Genomic DNA, 15,994 nt, shown 5'->3' on the forward strand with positions numbered 1-15,994 from the left:
AGGTGCCGAGGGGCGCCTGCGCCCGAAAAAGACGACGTCACCCTCGCTTCTCCCGGCAGTGCGACAGTTCCTGATGAGTTCCTTCCACGGCCCATTCTCGGGTGAGGGCCGGATACGAAGGGCTTGTCATGGGAACCGCCCCGCCGCTCCCGCTGCACGAGTGCAAGGTCCGCGCATCGCTCCTGCTGAAGGAGCTGTGCTCGTCTGACCCCTCGCGCGCCAGCCGGGCCGCGGAACGCCTGCGCGTACTTCCCCCCTTCGCACGGCTGTCATCGGCCGAGCTGCTCGCTCGAAGAGACCAGGTTCAGCGCAAGCACGCGCTGGCCGTCATCGCCCATGAGCAGGGCTATGCCTCCTGGGTGGAGCTGAAGGCCGCGCGGGAGGAGGCACCTCCTCCGGCGGTCGACTTCGAGGCGCTGCTCTCACGCGTCGGCGGCCTCTTCCTCAACCGGTGGTTCACCACCTACGAGGACGCCGTCGCCTCGCTGCGCGCGCAGGGCGGCTACCTCTTCCCCTTCCGTCAGCAGTTCTTCGTCTGCGAGGCGAGCCTGCTGACGACGCTCGGCGTGGACCTGACCGACGCCGACTGGGCGTTGGCGGGCCCTGACTGGGTGGCGCCGCGCGACGCGGCCGCCCACGCCCGACTCGAGCAGCGGCTCGCCCGACTCGTCGGCCCCACCTCCGTGAAGCGCTCTTCCTCTCCCACCCACAAGAAGGTCCCCATGTCCGCTGATGATGTCTCCGCACAACCTGGAAGCCGCATGCAGCGCGCCGAAGTGCGACGCGCGTACAAGGAGAAGCCGCCTCCCATGGGCGTGTTCGCCGTCCGCAACAAGGCGAATGGCAAGACGCTGGTGGGGTCGAGCCTCAACGTCCAGGGCGCGCTCAACCGCATCCAGTTCGAGCTGAGCACCGGGATGGACCGCATCCCCGGCCTGCTCGCGGATTGGAGGCGCTACGGCGCCGACAGCTTCACCTTCGAGGTGCTCGACGTCCTGCCTCCCGCCGAGGAGCCGGGCGGAGACCCGAAGGAGGAGCTCAAGGTCCTGGAGGCGCTCTGGCTCGACCGGCTCAAGCCCTATGGCGACGCCGGCTACAACGGGCCCGCGCCAGCATAGGGGCGAGCACCTTCCCTCCGGGGTTGCCACACTCCTGGAAGCGGTCCCCTGTAAGAGCCGGCCGGGTGCTTCGTTGGCCTGGGCGAAAGGAGCACGGACACACCATGCACTCCTCCCACACGCACCACCACTCCCACACGCCGCCTCCCCCCACGAGCGGGGAGGCGCACGCCATCGACCCCGTCTGCGGGATGAAGGTGGACCCGCTCGCCCCCAAGGGGGGCAGCCTGGAGCACGAGGGCCACAGCTACTTCTTCTGCAACCCGAAGTGCCGCGAGCGCTTCCGCGCGGACCCGGCGCGCTACCTCGCGCCCGCGTCCACCGAGCCCGAGCCGACCGCCGCTCCGGGCACGATGTACGTGTGCCCCATGGACCCGGAGGTCCGTCAGGACCACCCGGGCGCGTGCCCGAAGTGCGGCATGGCGCTGGAGCCCGAGTCCCCACCCGTGCTGGAAGCCCGCGTCGAGTACGTGTGCCCCATGCACCCGGAGGTGGTGCGGGACGGGCCGGGAAGCTGCCCCATCTGCGGCATGGCGCTGGAGCCCCGCACCGTGCTGCCCGAGGAGGCGCCGGACCCGGAGCTGCAGTCCATGCGGCTGCGCTTCCGCGTGGGCCTGGCGCTCACCGTGCCGCTGCTCGTGCTCGCCATGTCGGACATGATTCCGGGCCAGCCGGTGCAGCACGCGGTGTCCGCGTCGGTGCTGGCGTGGGCTCAGCTCGTGCTGGCCACGCCGGTGGTGCTCTGGGGCGGCTGGCCCTTCTTCGCACGCGGCTGGACTTCGGTGCGCAACCGGCACCTCAACATGTTCACCCTCATCGCGCTGGGCACGGGCGCGGCGTACCTCTTCAGCGTCTTCGCCACGGTGTTCCCCGGCGCGCTGCCGCATGGGCTGCGCACGGGGCACGGGGGCTCGGCGCCGCTGTACTTCGAGGCCGCCGCCGTCATCGTCACCCTGGTGGCGCTGGGGCAGGTGCTGGAGCTGCGCGCGCGTCACGCCACCTCGGGGGCGCTGCGGGCCCTGCTGAGCCTGGCGCCCACCATCGCCCGGCGCCTGCGCGAGGACGGGCACGAGGAGGACGTGCCGCTCACGCACGTCCACGTGGGGGACAGGCTGCGCGTGCGGCCCGGGGAGAAGGTGCCGGTGGACGGCGCGGTGCTGGAGGGCGCCAGCGCGGTGGACGAGTCCATGGTGACGGGCGAGTCGCTCCCGGTGGAGAAGGGGCCGGGCGACAAGGTGACGGGCGGCACGGTGAATGGCACGGGCTCGCTGGTGATGCGCGCGGAGCGGGTGGGGAAGGACACGCTGCTGTCGCGCATCGTCCAGCGGGTGGGCGAGGCGCAGCGCACCCGCGCGCCGATTCAGCGGCTGGCGGACCGGGTGGCGGCGGTGTTCGTCCCGGTGGTCATCGTGGTGGCGGTGGTGACGGCGGTGGTGTGGGGCGTGTGGGGCCCGGAGCCCCGGCTGGCGCATGCGCTCGTGAATGCGGTGGCGGTGCTCATCATCGCCTGCCCGTGCGCGCTGGGGCTGGCCACGCCCATGTCCGTGATGGTGGGCACGGGCCGGGGGGCGCAGGCGGGCGTGCTCATCCGCGACGCGGCGGCGCTGGAGCGCCTGGAGGCGGTGGACACGCTGGTGGTGGACAAGACGGGCACGCTCACCGAGGGCAAGCCGCGCCTCGCGTCGGTGGTGCCGGCCCCGGGCTTCGACGAGGCCCGGCTCCTGAAGCTTGCCGCGAGCCTGGAGCGCGGCAGCGAGCACCCGCTGGCCGCCGCCATCGTCGAGGGCGCGAAGGCGCGCGGCGTGGCGCTGTCGCCGGTGGAGGACTTTCGCTCGCACACCGGGCAGGGCGTCACTGGCCGGGTAGATGGTGAGTCGGTGGCGCTGGGCAACGCGGCGCTGATGGTGGCGCGCGGCGTGGACGCGGGCGAGCCAGGCCCACGCGCCGAGGCACTGCGCGGAGAGGGCCAGACGGTGGTGCTCGTCTCGGTGGACGGGCGGCTCGCCGGGCTGCTCGGGGTGGCGGACCCGGTGAAGGCGTCCACGCCGGAGGCGCTGGAGTTGCTGCGCCAGGAGGGACTGCGCGTGGTGATGCTCACCGGCGACAGCCGCACCACGGCGGAGGCGGTGGCGCGGCGGCTCGGAATCACCGAGGTCATCGCCGGGGTGCTTCCGGACGCGAAGGGGGAGGCCGTGCGCAAGCTCCAGCGGGAGGGGCGCGTGGTGGCCATGGCGGGTGACGGCGTCAACGACGCGCCGGCCCTGGCACAGGCGGACGTGGGCATCGCCATGGGCACGGGCACGGACATCGCGATGGAGAGCGCGGGCGTCACCCTGGTGAAGGGAGACCTGCGAGCCATCGCCCGGGCGCGGAGGCTGAGCCAGGGGACGCTGGGCAACATCCGGCAGAACCTCTTCTTCGCCTTCATCTACAACCTGCTGGGGGTGCCGCTGGCGGCGGGGGTGCTGTACCCCTTCTTCGGCCTGCTGCTCAGCCCCATCTTCGCCAGCGCGGCGATGAGCCTTTCCTCTGTGTCGGTCATCGCCAATGCGCTCCGGCTGCGGAAGCTGAAGCTGTAGCTGTAGCCCTGCCGGGCGGGCACCCGTGCATCTCGGGTCCCGCCTCGCCTGGGCGCGGGTTACACTGCCCCGCATGAGCCCTCGCGAGGAGGCGCGCACCCCTGGCGCGCCCACAGGTCATGTCTCCATCGTCCACCTGCCGAACGCCTGGTTCATCCTCTGCACCTCGCGCGAGCTGGGGAGCAAGCCGCTGGCCCGCACGCTCCAGGGCACCCCGCTGGTCCTCTTCCGGGGAGAAGGTGGCAAGGCCGCGGCCCTGCTGGACCGCTGCCCGCACCGCAACGTGCCGCTGTCCCTGGGCCGCGTGAAGGAAGGGCAGCTCCAGTGCGGCTATCACGGCTGGCGCTTCGACACGGAAGGCCAGTGCCGCGCCATCCCCGGCTTCCTCGGCGAGCCCGGCGCCCGGGCCCGCTGCGCCACGTCCCACGCCACCCGCGAGCAGGACGGCTTCGTCTGGGTCTACTCCACGCCCGGCGTGGTGCCGACGACGGAGCCCTACCGCTTCCCGCTGCTGGACGCAGGCGACTACACCACCGTGCGCCGCATCCTCCGCGCGCCCGGCTCGCTGCACTCCACGCTGGAGAACACGCTGGACGTGCCGCACACCGCGTACCTCCACGGCGGCCTGTTCCGCACCGAGGAGAAGCGCAACGAAATCGAAGTGGTGGTGCGGCGCAGCGCCGACAAGGTGGAGGCCGAGTACATCGGCGAGCCGCGCCCCAGCGGCGTGGTGGGGAAGCTGCTGGCCCCCGGCGGCGGCGAGGTGCAGCACTTCGACCGCTTCCTGATGCCGTCCATCGCCCAGGTGGAGTACCGCCTCGGCTCGGGCAGCCACATCATGGTCACCTCGGCGATGACGCCCGTGTCGGACTGGGACACGCTGGTGTACGCGGTGGTGACGTTCCGCCTGCCGCTGCCGCGCTGGCTGACGCGCGCCGTGCTGCCGCTGGCCATGCCGGTGGCGCTCCACATCTTCGGCCAGGACGCGCGCATCCTGAAGCTCCAGACGGACACCATCCGCCGCTTCGGCACGGAGTCGTACGCGTCCACGGAGATTGACGTGCTCGGGCCCGGCATCCTCCGCCTGCTGCGCGCCGCGGAGAAGGAGAAGCCCGGCGCCGTCGGCGACACCGTGCACGAGACGCGGCTGAAGATGCGGACCTGAGCCTTCGCTCAGGGTGCCGGGGTAGGGTCCGTTGGACCCATGTTGGTGGGTCAGAAAATCGGAAGCCGTGCGTGCGAGCCGCTCCGTGCGTGCTGCTAGCCTTCCGGCGCCCCGTCCCCCGCCCGGGGTATTCCCTCGCAATCCCCCCGGAGTCTTCATGCTGCTCGCTGTCCGCACGGCACTCGTTGCCTCGGTCGCCGCCGTCCTGCTGTCCGCGCCGCAAGCCCACGCCACCAACTACACGCTGTGGATCCACGGGAAGAACTCCGGCGGAACGCAGGCCGGCAACTATGCCGACTTCTCCAACTGGGGCCCCAGCTCCACCGCGGCAGGTGTGAACAAGAAGGCCGTCAACTGGGACGGACGGCAGCGCATCGGCGGGCAGAACTACCGCATCCGCGACGCGCTGGACTGCTTCTGCACCGGAGCGAACTGGTGCTACATCGCCGTGCACAGCGCGGGCGACCTGCAGATTGGCTACGCGCTGTCGCTGTACGGCGGCTCGGCGCGCTACAAGAAGAACGCGGTGCCCAACTCCAGCGGCGTGTGCGGCAACACGGACGGCACCACGCAGACGGGCTGGAACATCAAGTGGGTGGACGTGGCGTCCGGCGCCGGCGGCGGCAGCGAGCTGGCGGACGCGGGCGAGTGGGCCACGAGTGACGCCATCGTCAGCGACCTCGTCACGACGACGGCGCGCGCCATGTACAACCACAACACCACGCGCAACATCTGGTTCTACATGTTCGCGGGTTCCAAGGGCACGGCGTACTCCGGCATCCTCCCGGGCCAGGACGACGAGGCCGTCGCCTACCACACGACGGGTGGCGTGTCGGGCAGCTCGGGCAGCTCGCAGTGCAACCCCGGTGACTGGTTCTGCGGCGGCACGCTGAACACCGGCACCGCCGCGTGCAGCGACGGCAAGGCGAAGTGGAGCTACCACTCGGTGAAGTTCCGCGATGACGGCGAGGCCTTCAGCCACGGCGCCAACGGCAACTGGCAGGGCATCGTCAGCAAGGTGCGCGAGGACGTCGTCACCTACGCGAGGTAGCCCTCCTCCCGGCGACACGGCGTGGAACGAAGCTTCCTTCCACGCCGTGTGGAGCGCCGGGCCTACGGCGCCGTCCTCCGCGCCGCCAGCTTCTGGCCCACGCGCTCGCGCAGCCCGTGGACGAAGGCGTAGAAGGTGGGCAGCACCAGCAGGGTGAAGAGGGTGGACGTGACGAGCCCGCCCACCATCACCACCGCGAGGGGCCGCTCCACCTCCGTGCCGTGCAGCGGCAGCACCAGCAGCGGCAGCAGGCCGAGGATGGCGGTGCTCGCCGTCATCAGCTTGGGCCGCACGCGGCTGATGCTCGCCTCTCGCAGGGCGACGTCGAAGGGTCGGCCGCGCTCCATCAGCAGCTTCGTCTGCGCCACCAGCACCAGCCCGTTCTGCACGGCGATGCCGAACAGGCCGATGAGCCCCACCAGGCTGGACACGTTCCACGTCTCCCCGGCGATGAGCAGCGCGATGATTCCGCCCACGAAGGCGTCCGGCAGCGTGGCGAGGATGACGAGCGCCTCCGACAGCGAGTCCAGCGCGAGGTAGAGCAGGATGAACACCGCCATCAGCGCCACGGCGATGGCCACCATCAGCGACTGCGCCGCGCGCTCCTGGCTCTCCACCTTGCCGCCCACGTCGACGAAGTAGCCCGTGGGCAGCTTCAGCTCCGCCGCCAGCCGCTCGCGCACCTCGGCCGCGGTGCCGCCCAAGTCCCGTCCCGAGACACCCGCCTCCACGGCGATGCGCCGGCTGCCCGCCTCGCGGCGGATGCTGCCCGCGCCGAACGTCTCCTCAATCTGCGCGAGCTGGCTCAGGGGGATGCGCGTGCCGTCATGTCCGTCCACCAGGAGGTTCCGGATGGCGGCGGCGTCTCCGCGCCGGTGGTCCGCCAGTCGCAGCACCAGGTCATAGCGCCGCTGTCCCTTCCAGACCTGGGAGGACTCCTGTCCCACCAGCCCCACGCGCACCGCGCGGATGACGTCTCCGGGCGTGAGGCCCACGCGGGCCACGGCGGCGCGATTCACGGTGATGCGCAGCTGCGGCAGCCCGCTCAGCTGCTCCGCGCGCAGGTCCTCCACGCCGTCCACCTTCGCCATGATGGCGCGGGTGCGCTCGGCCAGTCCGGCGAGCACCTCCAGGTCCGGCCCGAAGATGCGCACGGAGAGGTCGGCGGGGCTGCCGCCCAGGCCCTCGTCGATGCGCATGCCCAGCGGCGTGGTGAAGAGGGTGCTGACGCCGGGCACCTTCTCCACCGCCTCGCGCATGTCCGCCTCCAGCTTCTCCAGCGAGCGCCCCCGCTCCGGCTTGAGCACCACGAGCACGTCGGAGAGCGTGTGCGGCATCGGGTCCTCGGTGCGCTCGGCGCGGCCGGTGCGGCGCACCACGTCGTCCACCTCGGGGAACTTCAGCAGCACGTCCTCCACCAGGTGGTTGAGCCGGTCCACCTCCTCCAGCGAGGCCTCCGCCGGCAGCACCGTCTGGAGCAGCAGCGCGCCCTCGTCGAGCCGGGGCATGAAGTCGCTGCCCACCGCGAAGGCCAGCCCCAGCGCCGGCACGGTGATGGCGAGCGCCACCAGCCGCACCAGCCCCGCCCGGCGCATGCAGCGCTCCAAGAGCGGCGCGTAGAAGGCCTTCACCTTGCGCACCAGCCACACGTCCTCCGGCGCGTCCGGCCTGGGCGCACGGAGGAACAGGCCGGAGGCCACCGGCACCAGCGTGAGGGCCAGTCCCAGTGACGCCGCGAGGCACGCCACCACGGCCGCCGCGAGCGGCTGGTACATGCGGCCTTCAATCCCCGTCATCGCGAACAGGGGAATGAAGACGGACACGACGATGAGCGTGGCGAAGGCGATGGGCCGGCCCACCTCCAGCGAGGCCGCGAGCGACTCCTCGCGTTGAGACCTCCGCCCCGCGCCCTCGCGCAAGTCGTGGACGATGTTCTCCGTGACGATGATGGCCGCGTCCACCAGGAGGCCCACGGCGATGGCCAGTCCGCCCAGCGTCATGGTGTTGATGCCGATGCCCGCCGCCTTCAGCAGGATGCCCGCGATGCCCAGGGAGAGGGGCAGGGTGAGCGTGACGATGAGCGCCGCGCGCCAGTCTCCCAAGAGCCCGAAGAGGACGAGCACCACCAGGAACGCGCCGAGCAGGATGGCCCGGCTGACGCCTCCCAGCGCGGAGTCCACCAGCACGGACTGGTCATACACGATGCGCAGCTGCACGCCCGGAGGCAGGGCGCGGCTCAGCTCGGTGATGGCGTCGCGCACGCCCGCCGCCACCCGCTCCGTGTCCGCGCCGAACTGCTTGATGACCCGGCAGCTCACCACCTCGCCCTTGAGCCGGTGGGCGATGCCGCGCCGCACGGCGGGGGCCTCGCGGATGTCCGCCACGTCGCCGAGCAGCACGGGTGTCCCGTCGCGCAGGGCCACCACGGTGCCGCTCAGGTCCTCCACCGTCTGCGCGCGGCCCACGGCGCGCACCGTCCACTCCATGGGCCCCTGCACCACGAAGCCGCCGGAGGCGTTGAGGTTGGCACCCTCCAGCGCGTGCTCCACCGCGTCCAGGCTGATGCCGCGCGCCACCATCTGGTCCGGGTCCAGCTGCACCTGGAACTGCCGCAGGTAGCCGCCCAGCCGCTCCACGCCCGCGACGCCGGGGACGGCGAGCAGCCGGTTCTTCACCTCGAACTCGGCCAAATCTCGCAGCGTCATGAGGTCGGCCGCGCCGGGCTCGGCCTCCAGGGTGAACTCGAAGACCTCGTTGAGCCGGCCCGTGAGGCTGGAGACGAGCGGCGCGTCCGTGCCAGGGGGCAGCTCCGCCTGCGCCTGGGCCACGCGCTCGGCGACGTACTGGCGGCTGCGGAAGTAGTCGGCGTCGGGCTCGAACTCCACCGTCACCTGCGTCACGCCCAGCTGCGAGTTGGAGCGGATGCGGCGCACGTCCGGCAGGCCCGCGAGCGCCACCTCCATGGGGATGGCCACCGCCGTCTCCAGCTCCTCGGCGCCCATGGCGGCGTTCTGCACGATGACGTTGAAGATGGGCGCGGACAGGTCCGGGAACACGTCGCGGCGCAGCCCGTGGAGCGCCACCGCTCCGAAGGCGGAGAGCGCCAGCGCGAGCACCACCGTGAGCCCCGGCCGCGCGAAGGACGCGCGCAGCACGCGGTCCACCACCGAGGAGGAAGGCCCCTGGCCGTCAGTGCGCATGGGGGTCCCCTCCGCCGCTCGACTTCTCCACCTCGGCCTTGAGGAGGAACGCGCCCTCCACCACCACCAGCTCCCCGGCCTTCAGCCCGGAGAGCACCTCCACCTCGCCGCCCAGCGTGCGGCCACGTCCCACCTCGCGCCGCTCGAACACGCCTCGCGTGTCCGTGGGCAGGAAGGCGACCCAGCCGCCCTCCAGCCGCTGGAGCGCCGCCGCCGGGACGGTGGTGATGGGCGCGCCCTCATCGCCCAGGGGAAGGAAGGCGGACGCGGACATGCCCGGACGCAGCAGCCCATCGCGGTTGTCCAGCTCCAGCCGCACGGGGATGGTGCGCGAGGCCGCGTCCACGCGCTGCCCCACGTGGCCTACCTTCGCCGTGATTTCCTGCCCCGGGAAGGCCGCGAAGGTGACGCGCGCCTGGGTGCCACGCTGGATGCGCACGGCGTCGCGCTCGAAGGCGTGGACGATGAGCCACAACGAGGACAAATCGCCAATGCGGAAGAGGGGGCGCGAGGCGTCCGCCATCTGCCCCATCCGCGCGTCCCGCTCGATGACGGTGCCGGACAGCGGCGCGCGCAGCACGAAGCCCGGCGCGCCCTGCCCGCCGCGCAGCTCGTCCTCGCTCGCGCCCAGGGACGTCAGCTCCGCCCGGGCCGCGGCGACGTCCGCGTCGGCGGAGGCCGCCTCCGCTTCCGCGGCCTGCACGTCCTTCTGCGCGACGATGCGCTCGGCGGCGAGGGCGCGCTTGCGCTCGGCGGCCTGCCGCGCGGCGGTGGCGCGGGCCTGGGCGGACTGGAGCGCGGCGCGGGCCTTGCCCAGCTCGGGGCTGCGCAGCTCCGCGAGCTTGTCGCCCTGCTTCACCTCCTGGCCGGTGGTGACGAAGACGGTGCCCACGCGCGCGGCGATGGGAGAGGCCACTTCCGCGTACGCATCCTCGCTGAACGTCAGCTCGCCCAGGGCGGTGACGCTCTCCCCGCCGGGACGCTCGCCCACGCGGGCGGTGGTGACGCGCAAGTCCCGCATCATCTCGGAGGCGATGTGGACGCTGGACTCGTCATGGCCCTCGCCGTGCGGCTCGGCGCCCTGGGCCTCCTCGTGTCCGTGCTCGTCCTCGTGTCGGGGTGACTCCGACTTGCACGCGGTCAGCAGGAGCAGGGCGGCCAGCAGCGGAAAGGTGGGCTTCATGGCAGGGCTCCTGTCTCGACGGCGAGCTGCACGCGCGCGAGCGCCGCGTCGAGGAGGCTGTCGACGTAGGCAACGCGGGCTTCGAGGGTGTCGCGGCGGACGAGGAGGAACTCCGCGAGCCCCATCTCCCCCGCCTCGTAGGACCGGGCCGCGAGCGAGGCGTTGTCGGCCAGCAGGGGCAGGGCCTCGCGCTCCAGCAGGTCCACCGCGTCCTGTCGCTTGCGGTGCCGCACGCGCGCGGCCTCCACCTGCGCGTCCCGCGCGGAGCGGGCCGCCTCCAGCACGGTGCGCAGGCGGCGCACGCGGGCCTCGCCCGTCACGCGCGCCTCCTGCGCCCGTGAGAAGAGGGGCAGCGGCACGCCGAGGGTGCCGAGGACGGCGGTCTCATCCACCTCGCGCTGGTAGCGCACGCCCACCTCCACGTCGGGCCAGGCGCCGCTCTTGCCCAGGCGCAGGTCCGCCTCGGCCTGCGTCACCTCGGCCTCCATCGCGACGAGGTCCGGGCGCTCCTCGCCGGGGGCCGCCGGCGCGGCGGCGGTGGCCAGGGCCCGCAGCTCACCCCGCACGCCCAGGGGCCGCGCGAGCCCGATGCCCAGCAGCGCGCGCAGCAGGTGGAGGAGGGACGCTTCGTCGCCCTCCGCGCCGGCCACGTCCGCCCGGGCCCGCGCGAGCGCCACGCGCACCACGTTGACGTCCACCACCGGCACGTCTCCCGCCTCGAAGCGGCGCTGCGTGGAGTGCGCCATGCTCGCGGCGGCCTCCTCGGCCTCGCGCGCCAGCTTCAGCCGCTCGCGCGCGTGCAGGACGCGCAGGAAGGAGGAGGCCACCTCGCCCAGCACGCGGCGCTCCGCGTCGCGCTGGTCCGCCTGCGCTCGGGACAGGCCGGCGCGGGCGGACTCCCGGCGGGCGCCCTGCTTGCCGCCCAGCTCGAAGGGCTGGACGAGCCCCACGCCCACTTCCACCCCCCGCGTGCCATCACCCAGGGTGCGCGGCCCGGCCTGCACCTCGACGGTGGGGTTGTTGCGCAGCAGGGGCGCGGCGCCGGCCACGGGGCCCTGGGCCTCGGCGACACGGCCCGTGGCCTCCAGCAACGCGGGAGCGCGCTGGCGGGCCAGGGCCAGGGCCAGGGCTTCCTCCAGGGTGAGCTCGACGGGAGGGGACTCGGATGATTGCGCCACGCCAGTGCGTGGCGGGAGCAGTGCGACGGCGAGCCCGAGGGCGGCCGTCGCGAGACAATGGGACAACATGGGGAAGACCTCGCGGAGTGTCGGCGAGCGTCAGGTGCGGGCATGCCCCGGAGGCATCCCCGTCCTGTCGGACGCGTGCGAAAAGACGACGGACTCGGGCTACGCGAGGACGGCTATGGGGACGTGCAGGATGTCGCCCAGGTCGGCGGAGGGCGGCGCGCGCTCTTCGTACGCGAGGCGGGGCGGCCGCTCCACGTATGGCAGGAGGAGGGGCGCGAACTCGGCCGCGGCCACGGAGCGCACATGGCCACAGCAGGTGCAGTCGGCGCAGTCGGGCGCGCACTGCCCGCGCTCGTCGTCATCCGCGCAGCTCTGCGTGCACACCTCGCTCGCCGTGCCCGACAGGGTGGGCAGCAGCCCTCCCATGCTCGGGGCGAACAGCAGCAGGCTGAGGCAGAGCCAGATGCGCAGCACGAGGCCGGTTCCTAGCACGCTTCCGGACGGAACGCGCGCGCGGGCCTCACGGGCGGTGTGGAGGGCGGGCCAGGCCTCCCGCCGCACGAGGGGGCGTCACCGCCTGGGGCCCCCGGCGGTGAGGCGGTCCTTGAAGAGCCTGCCGTCCTTCATGATGACCAACAGGTTCTCCTCCGGGGCCTCGAACAGCGTGAGGTCCTTCAGCGGGTCGCCGCTCAGCACCAGGAGGTCGGCGAGCGCCCCCTCTTCGATGACGCCGAGCCTGCCGGGGTAGGGGTTGCGCGGCCCGGACAGCGCCAGCAGCGCGGCGTTGTCCCCCGTCGCCATCTTCAGCACCTGCGCGGGAGTGAACCAGCGGGTCAGCTTGCCCAGCCGCGCCCCCTGCCGCGCGGCCTGCTTCGGCTCGAAGAGGATGTCGGTGCCGAAGGCCAGCCGGACGCCGTGCTTCTTCGCCAGCTGGTACGCCCTGTCCGTCCCGTCGGTGACCTGCCGCTTCTTCTCCCGCCGGGCCTCGTCCGGCATCGGAATGGCGTCCTCGTCATCCAGGAAGGGCTGCATGCTCCACCAGACGTCCCGCTCCTTCATCAGCTTCACCGTGGGCTCGTCCACCAGGTGCCCGTGGTCGATGCACTTCACTCCGGCGGAGATGGCCTGCTGGATGGACTTCGGGGTGTAGGCGTGGACGGCGACGTAGGTGCCCCAGTTCTCCGCGGCCTCGACGGCGGCGCGCAGCTCCGGCTCGGTGTACTGCGTGGAGTCGAGCGGGTCGTGCTCCGAGGCGACACCCCCGCCCGCCATCAGCTTTATCTGGCTGGCGCCCATCATCAGCTGTTCGCGGGCGCGCAGGCGGACCTCGTCCGGATTGTCGGCGATGGCGGCGGCCCCGATGCGCTCCGTGTAGCTCAGGTGCCCGGAGGCGTCCCGGGGCAGCTCGTTGAGCAGGCGGAAGTCACCGTGTCCCCCCGTCTGGGAGATGAAGGCGCCCGACGGGTAGATGCGCGGCCCCGCGACGAGGCCCTCGTCGATGGCCCGCTTGAGGCCGAACACCGGACCGCCCAGGTCCCTCACGCTCGTGAAGCCCCGCAGCAGGGTCTGCTCGGCGTTCCTCCCCGCCACCAGGTTCAGGTAGCCGATGTCCGCGGTGACGGCGACGGCCGCCGGCACCGTCGTGAACATCGAGTGCCAGTGCGCGTCGATGAGCCCCGGCATCAGCACGCGCCCCCCGCAGTCGATGACGCGGGTCCGCGCGCCACCGTCCACGGGAAGGGGCGTGGTGGAGATGCGCTCGATGCGCCCGCCCCGCACCAGGACGGTCGAGGGCGCGGAGAGCGCTCCACTCCGGCCGTCGAAGATGCGGGCGTTCTCGAACCGGAACACCTCCATGTGCCGCCTCCTGTTCCAGGAGACGTTGGAGCCGGGCTCCCCACACGGCCATCCGGCCGGAGGCTCAGCCCGCCGTCAGGTGCTCGAACAATGTCCGGGCGCCCAGGAGGATGAGCACCAGCCCGCCCACGGCATCCAGCTTGCGCCCGAAGCGGTCTCCGAAGCGCCGGCCGGCCTCCACGCCCGCGAAGGAGAGCACGAAGGTGGTGACGCCGATGAAGGCGGCCGCCAGCAGCGGGCGCACGTCGAGTGTCGGCAGGGTGAGGCCCGCCACCAGGGCGTCGATGCTGGTGGCGACCGCGAGCACCAGCAGCACCCGGAGGCTGAACGGATTCGCGCGCGGCGCCGAGGCCCCCTCCTCGTGGGTGAAGGCCTCGTGCAGCATCTTCACGCCAATGCCGCCCAGCAGCACGAAGGCGAGCCAGTGGTCCCACGCGGCGATGGCGTCCGAGAAGCGCTCGCCCGCCGCCCAGCCGATGAGGGGCATCAGCGCCTGGAAGCCGCCGAAGAAGAGCGCGAGCAGCAGCGCGTCGCGTACCCGCACCCGGGGCGCCGAGAAGCCGCTCGTCATCGCCACGGCCGTGGCGTCCATGGACAGGCCGAGCGACAGCATCACCAGGGGCAGGGAGAGCATGGGCGCTCCCTATCGCATCTGGTGCCGACCGCCTACCGCACCGCGGCCGGCCCCTGAGGGAGCACCCTGGCTCAGGAGATGCCCTTGCGCAGCCGGTTCCAGTCGAAGTTGGGCGCCGGGTCGTTCTTGCGGCCCTTGGGCACCGCGACGTCGGCGTGGCCGACGATGTTCTTCATCGGCACCTTGTACTGCTGCTTCAGGTAGCCGGTGAGCTGGGTGAGCGACTTGTACTGGGCCTCGGTGAAGGGCGTCTTGCCGTCGCCGACGTTGACGAGCTCGATGCCGATGGAGCGGCCGTTGATGTCGCTGGGCACGCCGTGCAGCTCGCCCTGGCCCGCGTGCCACGCGCGCTTCTGGTCGTTGACGAGCTGGTAGATCTTCCCGTCACGGTCGACCATGTAGTGCGCGGACACCTGGCTCTTCGGGTTGCGCATCCACGCCAGGTCCCCCGCGCCGTTGTTGGAGGCGGTGTGGTGCAGGACGATGGTGTCGATGTCCTTGCCGCCGCGCTCGTTGTAGTTGGGCGAGGGCGCGCTGACGACGGGCGGCTTCTTGAACGTGCCCGGCGTGGACGGCGGCGGCTTCGTCGGCCCGTCCACGTTGGCCAGCGCCTTCTTCATCGCCGCGTGCGTCAGCTCCCCGTAGTAGCCGGTGGTGGGCAGCTTCTTGTCCGCCTGGAACTTCTTCACCGCCGCCTCGGTCTTCAGGCCGAAGGTGCCGGGGCCGGTGGCCACCTGGGCCTTGGTCATGTAGCCCAGCTTCACCAGCGCGTCCTGGAGCTGCTTCACCTTGGGGCCCTCATCCCCCTTGCGCAGGCCGGCGGGAGGCGCCGTCACCTTGGCTGCGACCGCGGCGGTGCGGGTCGTCGCCGCCGGAGCGGTACGGGAGGTCGTGGCGGTGGAGACGGGGGGAAGGCGGACGCTCATGGGGGGTACTCTCAAAATGTGGGAAAGCCTGCCCCATTATCGAGAGGTACCATGGGAAGTTGCGTCATGGTTCCTACTTCGAGGTGCCCCTCAGGCCGTGCCGCGGGGGGCGGGCTTCTGGACGAGCTCGGTGGAGAAGTAGCGCTCCATCCGGTCCGGGAACACCGTCACCACCTGGGCGCCCGGGCCCAGCTGCCTGGCGGCCTCGACGGCGGCGGCGTAGTTGAGGCCGGAGGAGGGGCCCACCGGGAAGCCGCGGCGGATGAGGGCGCGCGCGGTGCGCATGGCCAGCTCGTCCGACACGTCCAGCTCCACGCGCCCCGGCATGTCCGCCTCGCGGTACAGCTTGGAGATGCCGTCCACCACGCCGGGCACGCGGGGGCTGAAGCTGCAGCATTCGATGTCGCAGCCCAGCCCGGCGATGGGCCGCGCCACGAAGGCCGTCACCGGGCAGCCCGCTTCCGCGAAGGCCTGGTACAGCCCCACCACCGTGCCGCCCGTGCCCACGCCGCTCACCACGCCGTGCACCAGGCCGCCCGGCACCTGCGACAGGATTTCCTGCCCCGTCCACACGCGGTGCGCCTCGGCGTTGTCCGGGTTCTCGAACTGGCGCGGGGCGAACGCCTTGCGCTCGCGCGCCAACTCCTCCGCCCGCGCAATCGCGCCGCGCACGCCCACCTCGCGCGGCACCAGCACCACGTCGCCGCCGTAGGCGCGGATGGTGATGAGGCGCTCGTCGGTGACGCCCTCCGGCATCACCGCCGTGAAGCGCAGCCCCATCTGCGCGGAGGCCAGCGCCAGGGCGATGCTCGTCGAGCCGCTGGACGCCTCGATGACCTCGCCGCCCGGGCTCAGCTCGCCCAGGCGCCACGCCTTCTCCAGCATGTACCGGGCGATGCGGTCCTTCGTGGAGCCGCTGGGGTTGAGGAACTCCAGCTTGCACCAGATGGTGGGGCCCTCCTCTTCCAGGCGGACGGGGACGAGCGGCGTGGGACCCACGGCCTGGAGGAAGCGGCCATCCGCGGGGAGCGGGCGACAGGGAGGACGCATGCGGTCTTCACTATCCCGAAACCGGGCCTCGCGGGAGCGTCTCT

12 protein-coding genes are annotated in these 15,994 nt (G+C 72.3%); 4 read left to right on the forward strand and 8 right to left on the reverse strand.

All coding sequences use genetic code 11. The features are described 5' to 3' along the window. Positions 1-128: 128 nt before the first annotated feature. The 4 genes from ACX9TP_RS06535 (at position 129) to ACX9TP_RS06550 (ending at position 5,913) form a co-directional block, all read left to right on the forward strand. Positions 129-1,118 carry a GIY-YIG nuclease family protein gene (locus tag ACX9TP_RS06535; protein ID WP_482978853.1) on the forward strand — a complete coding sequence of 330 codons (990 nt, stop codon included), beginning with the start codon at positions 129-131 and terminating at the stop codon, positions 1,116-1,118. 104 nt (positions 1,119-1,222) lie between these two features. Continuing rightward, positions 1,223-3,697 (forward strand): heavy metal translocating P-type ATPase, encoded by a 2,475-nt coding sequence (locus ACX9TP_RS06540; protein ID WP_482978854.1) that lies wholly within the window; start codon positions 1,223-1,225, stop codon positions 3,695-3,697. Between the two features lie 73 nt (positions 3,698-3,770). Further along, a complete protein-coding gene (locus ACX9TP_RS06545; RefSeq protein WP_482978855.1) occupies positions 3,771-4,862 on the forward strand; it encodes a Rieske 2Fe-2S domain-containing protein in 1,092 nt (363 codons plus the stop codon). Between the two features lie 157 nt (positions 4,863-5,019). Further along, positions 5,020-5,913 carry a hypothetical protein gene (locus tag ACX9TP_RS06550; protein WP_482978856.1) on the forward strand — a complete coding sequence of 298 codons (894 nt, stop codon included), beginning with the start codon at positions 5,020-5,022 and terminating at the stop codon, positions 5,911-5,913. Between the two features lie 62 nt (positions 5,914-5,975). On the opposite strand, the gene ACX9TP_RS06555 is transcribed toward ACX9TP_RS06550, so the two are convergent. From ACX9TP_RS06555 to ACX9TP_RS06590, 8 genes are all read right to left on the reverse strand, one after another. Then, a complete protein-coding gene (locus tag ACX9TP_RS06555; RefSeq protein ID WP_482978857.1) occupies positions 5,976-9,113 on the reverse strand; it encodes an efflux RND transporter permease subunit in 3,138 nt (1,045 codons plus the stop codon). Further along, complete coding sequence (locus ACX9TP_RS06560; protein WP_482978858.1) at positions 9,103-10,296, reverse strand: efflux RND transporter periplasmic adaptor subunit; 1,194 nt, start codon at positions 10,294-10,296, stop codon at positions 9,103-9,105. The genes ACX9TP_RS06555 and ACX9TP_RS06560 overlap by 11 nt, the downstream gene beginning before the upstream one ends. Continuing rightward, entirely contained in the window at positions 10,293-11,543 is a 1,251-nt protein-coding gene (locus ACX9TP_RS06565) for a TolC family protein (RefSeq protein WP_482978859.1), read from the reverse strand. Before ACX9TP_RS06565 ends, ACX9TP_RS06560 begins: the two co-directional genes overlap by 4 nt. A 99-nt stretch (positions 11,544-11,642) precedes the next feature. Beyond that, on the reverse strand, positions 11,643-11,957 hold the full coding sequence (locus tag ACX9TP_RS06570) for a hypothetical protein (protein ID WP_482978860.1): 315 nt from the start codon (positions 11,955-11,957) through the stop codon (positions 11,643-11,645). Between the two features lie 96 nt (positions 11,958-12,053). Beyond that, positions 12,054-13,340: a metal-dependent hydrolase family protein gene (locus ACX9TP_RS06575; protein ID WP_482978861.1), complete on the reverse strand. Its 1,287-nt coding sequence runs from the start codon at positions 13,338-13,340 to the stop codon at positions 12,054-12,056. 64 nt (positions 13,341-13,404) lie between these two features. Next, the gene (locus tag ACX9TP_RS06580) at positions 13,405-13,974 is read right to left on the reverse strand and encodes a manganese efflux pump MntP (RefSeq protein ID WP_482978862.1); all 570 of its coding nucleotides are present in this window, start codon (positions 13,972-13,974) and stop codon (positions 13,405-13,407) included. A gap of 71 nt (positions 13,975-14,045) precedes the next feature. Continuing rightward, a complete protein-coding gene (locus ACX9TP_RS06585; protein WP_482978863.1) occupies positions 14,046-14,900 on the reverse strand; it encodes a peptidoglycan recognition protein family protein in 855 nt (284 codons plus the stop codon). 90 nt (positions 14,901-14,990) lie between these two features. Beyond that, positions 14,991-15,950 carry a PLP-dependent cysteine synthase family protein gene (locus tag ACX9TP_RS06590; protein ID WP_482978864.1) on the reverse strand — a complete coding sequence of 320 codons (960 nt, stop codon included), beginning with the start codon at positions 15,948-15,950 and terminating at the stop codon, positions 14,991-14,993. Positions 15,951-15,994 lie beyond the last annotated feature (44 nt).

It is taken from the genome of Pyxidicoccus sp. M15 (assembly GCF_056858435.1).

Coding starts and splice junctions, on each gene's coding strand:
- ACX9TP_RS06535 (WP_482978853.1), top strand. CDS start 129: ATGGGAACCGCCCCGCCGCTCCCGCTGCACGAGTGCAAGGTCCGCGCA.
- ACX9TP_RS06540 (WP_482978854.1), top strand. CDS start 1,223: ATGCACTCCTCCCACACGCACCACCACTCCCACACGCCGCCTCCCCCC.
- ACX9TP_RS06545 (WP_482978855.1), top strand. CDS start 3,771: ATGAGCCCTCGCGAGGAGGCGCGCACCCCTGGCGCGCCCACAGGTCAT.
- ACX9TP_RS06550 (WP_482978856.1), top strand. CDS start 5,020: ATGCTGCTCGCTGTCCGCACGGCACTCGTTGCCTCGGTCGCCGCCGTC.
- ACX9TP_RS06555 (WP_482978857.1), bottom strand. CDS start 9,113: ATGCGCACTGACGGCCAGGGGCCTTCCTCCTCGGTGGTGGACCGCGTG.
- ACX9TP_RS06560 (WP_482978858.1), bottom strand. CDS start 10,296: ATGAAGCCCACCTTTCCGCTGCTGGCCGCCCTGCTCCTGCTGACCGCG.
- ACX9TP_RS06565 (WP_482978859.1), bottom strand. CDS start 11,543: ATGTTGTCCCATTGTCTCGCGACGGCCGCCCTCGGGCTCGCCGTCGCA.
- ACX9TP_RS06575 (WP_482978861.1), bottom strand. CDS start 13,340: ATGGAGGTGTTCCGGTTCGAGAACGCCCGCATCTTCGACGGCCGGAGT.
- ACX9TP_RS06580 (WP_482978862.1), bottom strand. CDS start 13,974: ATGCTCTCCCTGCCCCTGGTGATGCTGTCGCTCGGCCTGTCCATGGAC.
- ACX9TP_RS06585 (WP_482978863.1), bottom strand. CDS start 14,900: ATGAGCGTCCGCCTTCCCCCCGTCTCCACCGCCACGACCTCCCGTACC.
- ACX9TP_RS06590 (WP_482978864.1), bottom strand. CDS start 15,950: ATGCGTCCTCCCTGTCGCCCGCTCCCCGCGGATGGCCGCTTCCTCCAG.